Raw genomic sequence first — 12,558 nt, 5'->3', positions numbered from 1 at the left:
CCTAACCTGGCGTTCGAATCAGCGTCAGCCGGTCACCACGACGATGACCCCGGGCGGCTGGTCGGACAGCTCTGGCAGTCGCAGCTCCACCGCTGCTCCTAGCGTCCGGCCTACCGCGTCGGCGGTGGCCCGTTCGCCTTCGACTTCGGTGTAGTACACCGTGGTCGCCGCGACGTCGGGTAACGATAGATTCCCAACGTCGGTGACCGTGAAACCGGCCGCCTTGAGCCGATCGGCCGTCCGCGCGGCGGCGCCTTCTGTGCCTGAGATGTTGTAGACGCGCACCTCGGCCCGGGGCGCCGCGGGCTTAACGCTGGTCGACGTCGGCGCCGCAGTGGTGGTGGTCATGGTGGAAATCGCTGACGAGTCGTCCTCGGAGTTCGGAGACGAACCCAGTGCCTGCCAGCCGAGCAGCAGGAAGACGACGCCGAGAAACAACAGCACCATCACCATGGCCCGCAGGGGAAGCCCGGAAGAGTCGGGTACACGCTCATTCATCGAGCCCACTGTAACCAGCACCGGGACACAACCGGCAAAAGCGGGGAGAGTGTCAGGTCACCTCGAAGCCAAGGCGTCGCGCGGCCCGCGCCTTCTGCCGACTGGCGCGCAGCCGCCGCAACCGCTTTACCAGCATCGGGTCGGCGGCCAGCGCCTCGGGCCGATCCACCAGCGCATTGAGCACTTGGTAGTAGCGCGTCGCCGACATGGAGAACAACTCTTTGATGGCTTCTTCCTTGACACCGGCAAACTTCCACCACTGACGTTCGAACGCCAGGATGTCGTGCTCGCGCCGGGTCAGCCCATCGGCGACCTCGGCGTCGTCCCCCGATCGAATTGCCCGCGCCATGGCGCTGTCCATATCGCTTTCCCCTGGGCCCTTCCGGCGAATTCTCAATGTGTACGAATGACTTGGCCTACGTAGGCGCTTCTTCGGCGAATATTGAACCACGCCAGGAACCGTCGGGCGGTAATCCTGCCCGCGAGTCGGCCGACTTGCTTGCACCCGACTGCCGATCGCGGCGCGCCGGCTCATGCTCCGAGTGTGAATCCTGCGACGCGACATGCCGGCCAGCCGTCGTGTGGTTCACACCCGGCGATGATGCCCGCCGCCCCGCGGCGCGCCTAAGCCGATTGCCCGCCTCCTCAGCCCGCCGCCTCGCGGCGCGTATCGTCGGCGCGCTTAAGCTAGCCCACCATGGCAGTCGTACCCATCCGCATCGTGGGCGATCCCGTCTTACACACTGCGACCACACCGGTGACGGTCGCCGCCGACGGTTCACTCCCGGCGGATCTCGCCCAGTTGATCGCCACCATGTACGACACCATGGACGCCGCCAACGGAGTCGGCCTGGCTGCCAACCAGATCGGCTGCAGCCTGCGGCTCTTCGTCTACGATTGCGCCGCGGACCGCGCAATGACCGCCCGCCGACGCGGTGTGGTCATCAATCCGGTGCTTGAGACCTCCGAAATACCTGAGACCATGCCCGACCCGGACACCGACGACGAAGGCTGTCTGTCGGTTCCCGGCGAGTCATTTCCTACCGGACGCGCGAAGTGGGCACGAGTCACCGGACTCGACGCCGATGGCAGTCCGGTCAGTATCGAGGGCACCGGCCTGTTCGCGCGGATGCTGCAGCACGAAACCGGGCACCTTGATGGATTCCTGTACCTGGACCGCCTCATCGGCCGGTACGCCCGCAACGCCAAACGGGCCGTCAAGTCACATGGCTGGGGCGTTCCCGGACTGTCGTGGCTGCCCGGCGAGGACCCCGACCCGTTCGGTCACTAATGGTCTCGTGGCCGGGGCTTGGGACACGGGTAACGGTGCGCTACCGCCGGCCCGCCGGATCGATGCCACCGCTGACCGATGCGGTGGGTCGGCTGCTAGCCGTCGATCCGACGGTGCGAGTGCAGACCAAGACCGGGACCATCGTCGAGTTCTCGCCCGTCGATGTGGTGGCCCTGCGGGTCCTGACCGATGCGCCGGTGCGCACCGCCGCGATCCGCGCACTTGAACACGCCGCCGCGGCGGCCTGGCCCGGCGTTGAACGAACCTGGCTGGACGGCTGGCTCCTGCGAGCCGGACACGGGGCCGTACTGGCCGCTAATTCAGCAGTACCGCTGGATATCTCGGCACACACGAACACCATCACAGAAATCAGCGCATGGTATGCGAGCCGCGATCTGCAGCCATGGCTGGCCGTCCCGGACCGCTTGCTGCCACTACCGGCCGGCCTGGCAGGTGAGCGCCGAGAGCAAGTGTTGGTGCGTGACGTGTCCACCGGTGAACCCGACCGGTCGGTCACGTTGCTGGACCACCCCGACGACACCTGGCTGCGGCTCTACCACCAACGCCTACCCCTCGACATGGCGACCCCCGTCATCGACGGCGAGTTGGCATTCGGCAGCTACCTGGGTGTGGCGGTCGCACGTGCAGCGGTAACCGACGCACCCGACGGCACCCGGTGGGTGGGTCTGTCGGCAATGCGTGCCGCCGACGAGCAATCCGCGACCGGCTCCGCTGGCCGCCAATTGTGGGAAGCGCTGTTGGGCTGGGGAGCGGGCCGCGGCGCGACCCGCGGCTACGTGCGCGTGCACGACACCGCGACATCCGTCCTCGCCGAGTCCCTGGGCTTCCGGCTGCACCATCACTGCCGCTATCTTCCTGCCCAGTCGGTCGGCTGGGATACCTTCTAGCCATGCCCGACGGCACAATTGACGGCGGCCACCCCCAACGCCCGGCTTCGCCGCGCTTGCGATCGCCGCTGCTGCGGCTGGCCACCTGGAATGTGAATTCGATTCGCACCCGGTTGGATCGTGTCCTCGATTGGCTTGGGCGCGCCGATGTCGACGTGTTGGCCATGCAGGAGACCAAGTGCCCGGACGGCCAATTCCCGGCCTTGCCGCTGTTCGAACTCGGCTATGACGTCGCACACGTCGGCTTCGATCAGTGGAACGGCGTGGCGATCGCATCCCGCGTCGGCCTCGACGACGTGCGGGTTGGGTTCGACGGCCAGCCCAGCTGGAGCGGCAAGCCGGAAGTGGCCGCCACGACGGAGGCCCGTGCCCTGGGCGCCACCTGCGGCGGCATCCGGGTGTGGAGCCTCTACGTGCCCAACGGGCGCGCCCTGGACGATCCGCACTACACCTACAAGTTGGATTGGCTTGCCGCGCTGCGTGATACGGCCGAAGGCTGGCTACGTGACGATCCCGCCGCACCAATCGCACTGATGGGCGACTGGAACATCGCTCCGACCGATGATGATGTCTGGAGCACCGAATTCTTCGCCGGCTGCACGCACGTTTCCGAACCCGAGCGCAAGGCGTTCAACGCCATTGTCGACGCGCAATTCACCGATGTAGTACGGCCTTTCACCCCGGGACCCGGGGTTTACACCTACTGGGATTACACGCAGCTGCGGTTCCCGAAGAAACAGGGCATGCGCATCGACTTCATCCTCGGCTCGCCGGCGTTGGCCGCCCGGGTGATGGACGCCCAGATCGTACGCGAGGAGCGTAAAGGCAAAGCGCCCAGCGACCACGCTCCGGTGCTCGTCGACCTGCACGCCGGGTAGGCGGCGTACGGCGGTAGTCGGCAGTCGCGCCGCACGCGGCAGTTGCGCGTTGTCTCAGTCAGGGCGGCGTGGCAGGCTTGCATTTCGAGAGCGCTGAACAGAAATCTCGTCAGCGGTGCGAATGCAGGGTGCGGGTTAACGAGTGTAGAACTGTAGCTAAACCATTTGTAAACGAATGCAGTTTGGGCCAGGGAGTCATCATGAGTGTGGTCGGCGGGACAGTTCGAACCGTGGGGCGAACGGTGAGTGGTGCAGCAACGGCGACCACAGCGGCCGCGGGTGCGGTGGGTGGCGCCGCCGTGAGCGGCATCGTCGGCGGTGTGACCGGAGCCGCCAAAGGCATTCAGAAGGGGCTTAGCAGCGGCAGCAAGTCGACCGCGGCAGCCGCGTTGGCCATCGGTGCGATCGGTGTCGCTGGACTCGTCGATTGGCCGATCCTGTTGGCCGTGGGCGGCGGAGCGTTGCTATTGCGGAAGCTCAACCGCACCCCCGAGGTGGCCGCACCGCCGGTGAAGGCGAAACTTGCGCCGGTGCCCGACAAGCCGGCTGCCGCAAAGGAAGCGCCAGCCAAAGCGAGCAAGACAACAGCCAGGAAGACGAGCGGTCGCCGAGCGGGCACCGCTGAGCTGCGCAGCACCAACTAGTCTGGCGGCGTTGAGCAACTCTTGAGCATTGCTGCATCCATCGCACGGGCTATGCCGGTGCGTGCTGTCGCCACGGGCTTCCGGGCGACCGCCACCCTTACCGGCGCATCGATCACTGCCGCGACAGCGGTCTCGGCAACCCTGGCCAAGACCGGGGTCGGAACCGGTATGAAGGTCGCCATCATCCCGCTGCGCGCAGGAGCCAAGGCACTTTCCGGCGAGCTGTCCCGCGAGACACTCGGCCGGAACTGTTGGCGTGGCGAGCGTCGCGCCTGGATCGAAGTGCGCGGCTTGCGCAGCGGAGGCGACGACGAACTTGGGCGCGTCGTGCTCAACGCAATCCAAGCCCACCCCGGGGTCGGGTCGGCCAGCCTGAACTACCCGTTGTCCCGTGTCGTCGTCGCTATCGACGATCCCGACACATCACTGCGCGAACTTTGCCGCATTGTCGATGACGCCGAAAAAGCCGAAAGACACCGCCACCCAGATCAAGCCGCCGATCAGCTGGCGCAATCACCGGGGAGCCTGCCGGGCGACGGCGTGCTGCTGGCGGTCAGAGCTGTAACGGTAGCCGCCACCGCGGCCGGGCTGGGCTTAGCGCTCGGCGGCCGGGCGCTGCGCTGGCCCCGATTTCCGCTCGTCATCGAGGCAGCGGTGGCGGCCGTGGACCACCAGCCGTTGCTGCGCCGCCTACTCGAGGATCGAATAGGCACGGCGGCGACCGCCACCGTCCTTGAGCTGGCCATGGCCGCCGCACACACGGTCACGCTGTCGCCGGCGGCGTTGTCGGTGGATCTGACGATCCAGGCGCTGAAAGCCGCGGAATGCCGTGCCGGAGCCAGAGCCTGGCGCCGGCATGAACCACAGCTCGCGCTGCACGCCGACGAACCGGCCGACCAACCCCAATCCCTTTGGCCGCGTCCCGCACGGTCGACGCAACCTGTCCAACGCAGCGTCGCGCGTTTCGCGCTGATCCAAGCGCTGAGCGCGGTGCTCGTGGGCGCCGGGACCCGCGACGCGGACATGGCCGCGACCGCGACGCTGGTGGCCACCCCCAAAGCCAGCCGGACCACGCCGGAGGCGTTCGCCGCGGCGCTCGGCCAAGGTTTGGCTGATCAGCACGCGGTGTTGCCGTTACGGCCGGAGAGTTTGCGCCGATTGGATCGGGTCGATGCGATCGTCATCGACCCCCGCGTGCTGTGCACCGATGACCTGCGCGTGGCGCGCATCCGCGGTTGCGGCGCAGACGAGCTGTCCACAGCGTGGAATCGGGCGCAACTCGTTTTGACGGAGAGTGGCCTGCGCCCAGGCTGGCACCGAGTACCCGGTGTCTCGGCCAGCGGTTCGGATTCGGCAGTCGAGGCACTTTTCCGCCCCATGCACGACCGGCTGGCCTCCGCGGTGGTTGCCGAGGCACATCGCACCGGGGCGGACCTGGTTTCGGTCGATGTCGACGCCCTGGGCGAGTTGCGACCGGTGTTCGACGACATCCGGCCCCTCGACGACGGTGCCAGCGGGTCCCTCGACGAAGCCCTAGCCCGTGCGGTGGCCGAGCTGCGCCAGGCGGGCCGCACCGTCGCGGTGTTGTCATCGGTTGGTAAGCAAGCGCTTTCGGCTGCCGATGTGGCGCTTGGTGTGCTGCCACCACCTGGAGCCGGTGCACCGCCCTGGTACGCAGATGTCCTGCTGCCCGATCTTGGAGCCGCCTGGAGGGTGCTGCACGCGATTCCGGCGGCCAGGGCCGCACGCCAGCGAGGTAACGAAATTTCCGGTGGTGCATCGGCTTTGGGAGCCCTGTTGATGCTGCCAGGGGTCCGCGGACTGGGGCCCGGCCCGGTGACCACCGGCGCGGCGGCCGGACTGCTCTCGGGATACCTGCTGGCACGCAAGGTCGTCGACGCGCAAGCACCGCGACCGGCACCCGCTCATGAATGGCACGCAATGTCGGTCGAGCAAGTCCGCAAAGCTTTGCCGTCGCCGGACGAGCAGGCACCGGCGAAGGCACCGCCTTCGCCGTATCCGGCCCGTGCGCTGGCCGGTGGCCTGCACACGGCGAAGCGCGGCGCACAAATAACCCAGGCACCCTTGAACGCGCTTTGGCAGTTGACCAAGGCCGTGCGCGCGGAGTTGTCGGACCCGTTGACGCCTATGCTGGCGCTTGGTGCAATGGCCAGTGCGGTGTTGGGTTCGCCGGTGGACGCGGTGATGGTCGGTTCGGTGCTCACCGGAAACTCTATTCTCGCGGCCAGCCAGCGGCTGCGTGCCGAAAGTCGGCTGAATCGCTTGTTGGCTCAGCAGATTCCACCCGCCAGGAAGGTGCTGGCCGGCGCGGACGACCAGCCGAGGTACATCGAAGTCCGCGCCGAGGAGCTGCGTCCCGGCGACATCATCGAGGTGCGGACCCACGAGGTGGTTCCCGCCGACGCCCGGGTGATTGAGGAGGTCGACGTGGAGGTCGACGAGTCCGCGCTCACCGGTGAGTCGCTGTCGGTGACCAAACAAGTCGAACCCACGCCGGGTGTCGACCTGATCGAACGTCGCTGCATGCTCTATGCCGGGACGACCGTCGTGTCCGGCACCGCGGTCGCGGTGGTGACCGCGGTGGGTCCTGACACTCAGGAGCGCCGCGCGGCCGAGCTCGTGTCCGGTGATCTGTCCAGCGTCGGCCTGCAGCATCAGCTGAGTCGGCTCACCAACCAGGCCTGGCCGGTCAGCATGACCGGCGGCGCACTGGTCACCGGGCTTGGGCTGTTGCGCCGGCGGGGCCTACGCCAAGCGGTGGCCAGCGGTATCGCAGTCACAGTGGCCGCAGTGCCGGAAGGGATGCCGCTGGTGGCCACACTGGCCCAGCAGGCATCCGCGCGACGGCTAAGTCACTTCGGTGCGCTGGTCCGCATCCCGCGCTCGGTGGAGGCGCTCGGCCGTGTCGACATGGTCTGCTTCGACAAGACCGGAACGCTCAGCGAGAACCGTTTGCGGGTGGCGCAGGTGCGGCCGGTGGCGGGGCACTCGCGCGAGGAAGTGCTGCGCTGCGCGGCGCACGCTGCGCCGGCGTCGAACGGCCCGCAGGTGCACGCCACCGACGTCGCGATCGTGCAAGCTGCGGCAGCGGCTGCCGCCAGTGGCACCGACGGTGCCGAACCCGGCGCCGCAGAACCCGCCGCCCACCTGCCATTTCGCTCCGGTAGGTCGTTTTCCGCCTCGGTGTCCGGCACCGAGCTGACCGTCAAAGGTGCGCCCGAAGTGGTGCTGGCGGCGTGCGAAGGCATCGGCTCGAGCATGGACGACGCGGTCGCTGAACTGGCCGCCAACGGATTGCGGGTGATCGCGGTGGCCCACCGCCAGCTGACCGCGCAACAGGCACAGTCGGTCGTGGACGACCCCGACGAGATCGCGAGATTGTGCCGCGACGAGTTGAGTCTGGTGGGGTTTCTTGGGTTGTCCGACACCCCCCGCGCCCAGGCGGCGGCCCTACTTGCGGACCTGCACGAGCACGATCTGGATATCCGGCTGATCACCGGTGATCACCCGATTACCGCCGCCGCCATCGCCGAGGAGCTCGGCATGCAAGTGAGCCCTGAGCAGGTCATTAGCGGTGCCGAGTGGGATGCCCTGTCACGCAAGGACCAGGAGCGAGCGGTAGCCGAGCGGGTGATCTTCGCCCGGATGACACCGGAGAACAAGGTACAGATCGTGCAGACGCTGGAACACAGCGGCCGGGTGTGCGCAATGGTCGGCGACGGCTCCAATGACGCGGCCGCGATCCGCGCCGCCACCGTCGGCATCGGTGTCGTCGCCCACGGCAGCGACCCGGCCCGAGTCGCCGCCGACCTGGTGTTGGTCGACGGCCGGATCGAGTCATTGCTGCCCGCAATCCTGGAAGGACGCCAGCTTTGGCAGCGGGTGCAAGCGGCAGTGTCTGTGCTGCTCGGCGGCAACGCGGGCGAGGTGGCCTTTGCCATCATCGGCAGCGCTATCACCGGGACCTCGCCGTTGAACACCCGTCAGCTGCTGCTGGTGAACATGCTGACCGACGCACTGCCCGCGGCGGCGCTCGCGGTCAGCAAGCCAAGCGACCCGGTAACGCCGGCAACCCGCGGTCCCGATCAACGCGAGCTATGGCGTGCCGTCGGTATCCGCGGGGCGACCACGGCGGCCGCGGCCACCGTGGCCTGGGTGATGGCGGGGTTCACCGGCTTGCCGCGCCGCGCATCCACGGTGGCGCTGGTGGCGCTGGTGGCCGCTCAGTTGGGTCAAACCTTGGTGGACTCGCATGCCTGGCTGGTTGTGCTCACCGCACTGGGCTCACTGGCCGCGCTGGCAACCTTGATCAGCATCCCCGTCGTCAGCCAGTTGCTCGGCTGCACCCCCCTCGACCCACTCGGCTGGGCGCAGGCGACAGCAGCCGCGACTGCTGCGACCGTCGCCGTCGCCGTGCTGAACCGTGTGCTGACGGGTCGGGACAAATCGGGCCAGCCGAACCCGCAACCACCCGAGACCGATGCGCTTTCCCGCGACGCGTCCCCCGGTGCGCCCCCCGGACCTCGACGACGCCGACGCGCCACAGCACGGCGTAAAGCTCCAGTAAAGGCACCGTCAGCAACAAGGCAAACGACGAAGCCAAAGGGTCCGCCAGCGCATCGGTCCTCGTCGACATACCCCCGACGGTGACCGCACCACCCTGCACAACGGCAAACCCTTCGTTACTGAAAGGCAAATGATGGCCGAAAAGAATACGCGTCGAGCGACATCTCAGCGTGAGGCCGTGGCTAAGATCCGCGAAGCGGAGACTATTGTGATGAACCTCCCGATCTGCGGCCAAGTGAAGATTCCGCGGCCAGAGCACCTGGCCTACTACGGAGGTCTGGCGGCACTCGCTGCCCTCGAACTCATCGACTGGCCGGTCGCCCTGGTTATCGCCACCGGACATATCTTGGCAAATAACCACCACAACCGGGTCCTCGAGGAACTCGGCGAGGCGATGGAAGAGGCCTAACGCGGCATCGGGCCGTCCGTGCACACCGGCGCCGCGCTGCGCTAGCGTGGGGGTACCCACGCGGGAGCGCACGCCGAGTGCGCTGAGAGGACGGCTCGGGGCCGTCGACCGTACGAACCTGACCGGGTAATGCCGGCGTAGGGAGTTGCAAATGACCATCACCGTTGAACCGTCGGTGACCACGGGTCCCATCGCGGGCAGCGCCAAGGCCTACCGTGAAATCGAGGCTCCCGGCAGCGGAGCTACTCTCCAAGTCCCGTTTCGACGGGTGCACTTGTCCACCGGAGACCACTTCGACCTCTACGACACCTCCGGGCCCTACACCGACACGGACACGGTGATCGACCTGACCGCGGGGCTGCCGCATAGGCCCGGAGTGGTTCGCGATCGGGGCACCCAGCTGCAGCGGGCCCGCGCCGGGGAGATCACCGCCGAGATGGCGTTCATCGCCGCCCGCGAAGACATGTCCGCCGAGCTAGTGCGCGACGAGGTCGCCCGCGGCCGCGCGGTGATCCCGGCCAACCACCACCACCCCGAGAGCGAGCCGATGATCATCGGCAAGGCGTTCGCGGTGAAAGTCAACGCCAACATCGGCAACTCGGCGGTGACGAGCTCGATCGCCGAGGAGGTCGACAAGATGGTGTGGGCCACCCGCTGGGGGGCCGACACCATCATGGACCTGTCCACCGGCAAGAACATCCACGAAACCCGCGAGTGGATCCTGCGCAATTCTCCCGTGCCGGTCGGCACCGTGCCGATCTATCAGGCGCTGGAGAAAGTCAAGGGCGATCCGACCGAGCTGACCTGGGAGATCTACCGCGACACCGTGATCGAGCAGTGTGAGCAAGGCGTGGACTACATGACGGTGCACGCCGGGGTGCTGCTGCGGTATGTGCCGCTGACCGCCAAGCGGGTCACCGGCATCGTGTCCCGCGGGGGTTCGATCATGGCCGCGTGGTGTTTGGCACATCATCGGGAGTCGTTCTTGTACACCAACTTTGAGGAGCTCTGCGATATTTTCGCCCGCTACGACGTCACCTTCTCACTCGGTGACGGGCTGCGACCAGGGTCGATCGCTGATGCCAACGACGCCGCGCAGTTCGCCGAGCTGCGCACCCTGGGCGAGCTCACCAAGATCGCCAAAGCCCATGGCGCACAGGTGATGATCGAGGGGCCGGGCCATATCCCAATGCACAAGATCGTCGAGAATGTGCGGCTGGAAGAGGAACTGTGTGAGGAGGCCCCGTTCTACACGCTGGGTCCGCTGGCCACCGACATCGCGCCGGCCTACGACCACATCACCTCGGCGATCGGTGCGGCCATCATCGCCCAAGCCGGTACCGCGATGCTGTGCTACGTCACCCCCAAGGAGCACCTCGGGTTGCCGGACCGCAAGGACGTCAAGGACGGGGTGATCGCCTACAAGATCGCCGCGCATGCGGCCGATTTGGCCAAGGGCCATCCGCGCGCCCAGGAGCGCGACGACGCTTTGAGCACGGCGCGTTTCGAGTTCCGCTGGAACGACCAGTTCGCACTGTCGCTGGATCCCGACACCGCACGGGAATTCCACGACGAAACCCTGCCGGCGGAGCCGGCCAAGACCGCGCACTTCTGCTCGATGTGCGGACCGAAGTTCTGCTCCATGCGCATCACCCAGGACGTCCGTGAGTACGCCGCCGAACACGGGCTTGAGACCGAAGCGGACATCGAAGCCGTGCTCGCCGCCGGAATGGCCGAAAAGTCACGTGAATTCGCAGAGCACGGCAATCGGGTGTATCTCCCGATAACCCAGTGAACTACCTCCCGCTGGCACCGCCGGGAATGACGCCGCCGCGGGTGTTGAGCATCGCCGGATCGGACTCCGGGGGCGGTGCCGGCATCCAAGCCGATATGCGCACGATGGCACTGCTAGGAGTGCACGCGTGCGTCGCAGTCACGGCGGTTACCGTACAGAACACGTTGGGAGTCAAGGATATTCATGAAGTTCCCAACGATGTGGTGGCCGGCCAGATCGAGGCGGTCGTCACCGACATCGGCGTTCAAGCCGCCAAGACCGGGATGCTGGCCTCGTCGCGCATCGTTGCGACCGTGGCCGCGACCTGGCGTCGGCTCGAGCTGTCCGTTCCGCTCGTCGTCGACCCGGTATGCGCATCCATGCACGGAGACCCGCTGTTGGCACCGTCTGCCCTGGATTCGCTTCGCGGTCAGCTGTTCCCGTTGGCGACGCTGCTGACCCCCAACCTTGACGAGGCGCGCCTGCTGGTAGATATCGAGGTAGTCGACGCCGAGTCGCAGCGTGCGGCGGCCAAAGCCCTGCATGCGCTGGGGCCGCAGTGGGTGCTGGTCAAAGGCGGACACCTGCGCTCGTCGGACGGCAGCTGCGACCTGCTCTATGACGGCGTCAGCTGCTACCAGTTCGACGCGCAGCGACTACCCACCGGCGATGACCATGGCGGTGGTGACACGCTGGCGACCGCGATCGCCGCCGCGTTGGCGCACGGCTTCACCGTGCCCGACGCGGTGGACTTCGGGAAGCGATGGGTTACCGAATGCCTGCGCGCGGCCTATCCACTGGGCCGCGGCCACGGGCCCGTTTCGCCGCTGTTTCGGCTGTCATGAACCTTGATCAGATCGCCGGCGTTGCACACCAACCGGCCGGCCCACCACACGGGGTAGTCGTCCTTACCCACGGCGCGGGCGGTAGCCGCGAATCCACACTGTTGCAACAGGTTTGCGCCGAATGGACCCGCCGAGGATGGCTGGCCGTGCGCTACAACCTGCCCTACCGCCGACGCCGACCCACCGGTCCGCCATCCGGCTCGGGGTCAGGCGACCGTGCCGGCATCGTCGAAGCGATCCAGCTGTGCCGCGGCCTTGCCGAGGGTCCGCTGATCGCCGGGGGACATTCCTACGGCGGTCGGCAGACGTCCATGGTGGTGGCGGCCGGGCAGGCACCGGTCGACGTGCTGACGCTGTTCTCCTATCCGGTCCATCCGCCGGGAAAGCCGGAACGCGTCCGTACCGAGCACTTGCCGGGGATCGCAGTGCCGACGGTGTTCACCCACGGAACGGCGGACCCGTTCGGCACGCTGGCCCAGGTGCGTTCCGCCGCGGCGATGGTCTCGGCACCGACCGAGGTCGTCGAGATCACCGGCGCCCGACATGACTTGGGCTCGAAGACCCTCGATGTCGCCAGGCTGGCGGTCGATGCGGCGCTACGTCTGTCGGCGGGCCAAATAGCGTGAGCTCTGTCAGGTTCCGCACGCACGCCCGGGCGTAGTGCCGGTAGGGCACGGCGCGCTGAATGCTTAGGCGGACGCGCGTTAACATGGTTGCGGCCCCG

The 12,558-nt window shown here is 67.3% G+C and carries 10 protein-coding genes, 1 pseudogene and 1 riboswitch; of the genes and pseudogenes, 8 read left to right on the top strand and 3 right to left on the bottom strand.

The features are described 5' to 3' along the window. Nucleotides 1-24 precede the first annotated feature (24 nt). Together virR and napA are read right to left on the bottom strand one after the other, a co-directional pair. Nucleotides 25-519: a vesiculogenesis/immune response regulator VirR gene (gene virR, locus FF952_RS02270; protein WP_003903003.1), complete on the bottom strand. Its 495-nt coding sequence runs from the start codon at nt 517-519 to the stop codon at nt 25-27. A 31-nt stretch (nt 520-550) separates the two neighbouring features. Beyond that, on the bottom strand, nt 551-859 hold the full coding sequence (napA, locus tag FF952_RS02265) for a nucleoid-associated protein NapA (protein ID WP_003402188.1): 309 nt from the start codon (nt 857-859) through the stop codon (nt 551-553). A gap of 336 nt (nt 860-1,195) precedes the next feature. Here napA and FF952_RS02260 point away from each other — a divergent pair, with 336 nt between their 5' ends. From FF952_RS02260 to FF952_RS20665, 5 genes are all read left to right on the top strand, one after another. Next, nucleotides 1,196-1,789 carry a peptide deformylase gene (locus FF952_RS02260; RefSeq protein WP_003402185.1) on the top strand — a complete coding sequence of 198 codons (594 nt, stop codon included), beginning with the start codon at nt 1,196-1,198 and terminating at the stop codon, nt 1,787-1,789. Further along, nucleotides 1,789-2,697, top strand: coding sequence for an N-acetylglutamate synthase, CG3035 family (locus FF952_RS02255; RefSeq protein ID WP_003402179.1), 909 nt, complete (start codon nt 1,789-1,791; stop codon nt 2,695-2,697). The genes FF952_RS02260 and FF952_RS02255 overlap by 1 nt, the downstream gene beginning before the upstream one ends. 71 nt (nt 2,698-2,768) lie before the next feature. Further along, nucleotides 2,769-3,575 carry an exodeoxyribonuclease III gene (locus tag FF952_RS02250; RefSeq protein WP_031351974.1) on the top strand — a complete coding sequence of 269 codons (807 nt, stop codon included), beginning with the start codon at nt 2,769-2,771 and terminating at the stop codon, nt 3,573-3,575. Nucleotides 3,576-3,775: 200 nt separating this feature from the next. Further along, nucleotides 3,776-4,219 carry a hypothetical protein gene (locus tag FF952_RS02245; RefSeq protein ID WP_003402171.1) on the top strand — a complete coding sequence of 148 codons (444 nt, stop codon included), beginning with the start codon at nt 3,776-3,778 and terminating at the stop codon, nt 4,217-4,219. A 51-nt stretch (nt 4,220-4,270) separates the two neighbouring features. Beyond that, a complete protein-coding gene (locus tag FF952_RS20665) occupies nt 4,271-8,890 on the top strand; it encodes a cation-translocating P-type ATPase (RefSeq protein WP_003904400.1) in 4,620 nt (1,539 codons plus the stop codon). Here the strand turns inward: FF952_RS20665 and FF952_RS20660 are convergent. Continuing rightward, nucleotides 8,799-9,149, bottom strand: a pseudogene (locus tag FF952_RS20660) (hypothetical protein); the annotation flags it as partial. The gene FF952_RS20665 and the pseudogene FF952_RS20660 overlap by 92 nt on opposite strands. A gap of 116 nt (nt 9,150-9,265) precedes the next feature. Then, nucleotides 9,266-9,376, top strand: a riboswitch (TPP riboswitch). On the opposite strand from FF952_RS20660, the gene thiC reads away from it, so the two are divergent. The 3 genes from thiC to FF952_RS02215 all read left to right on the top strand — a co-directional run bounded on the left by thiC (nt 9,367) and on the right by FF952_RS02215 (nt 12,460). Next, nucleotides 9,367-11,010 (top strand): phosphomethylpyrimidine synthase ThiC, encoded by a 1,644-nt coding sequence (gene thiC / locus FF952_RS02225; protein ID WP_003900143.1) that lies wholly within the window; start codon nt 9,367-9,369, stop codon nt 11,008-11,010. Its footprint overlaps the riboswitch before it by 10 nt. After that, the gene (thiD, locus tag FF952_RS02220) at nt 11,007-11,834 is read left to right on the top strand and encodes a bifunctional hydroxymethylpyrimidine kinase/phosphomethylpyrimidine kinase (RefSeq protein WP_003898443.1); all 828 of its coding nucleotides are present in this window, start codon (nt 11,007-11,009) and stop codon (nt 11,832-11,834) included. Before thiC ends, thiD begins: the two co-directional genes overlap by 4 nt. Beyond that, the gene (locus FF952_RS02215) at nt 11,831-12,460 is read left to right on the top strand and encodes an alpha/beta hydrolase family protein (protein WP_003402145.1); all 630 of its coding nucleotides are present in this window, start codon (nt 11,831-11,833) and stop codon (nt 12,458-12,460) included. The genes thiD and FF952_RS02215 overlap by 4 nt, the downstream gene beginning before the upstream one ends. Nucleotides 12,461-12,558 lie beyond the last annotated feature (98 nt).

The sequence above is a fragment of the Mycobacterium tuberculosis complex sp. N0072 genome (assembly GCF_030323725.1).
GTDB classification, from domain to species: Bacteria; Actinomycetota; Actinomycetes; order Mycobacteriales; family Mycobacteriaceae; genus Mycobacterium; species Mycobacterium tuberculosis.
Note: the sequence above shows the minus strand (reverse complement) of the source record. Positions and strands in the feature narration are given on the sequence as shown.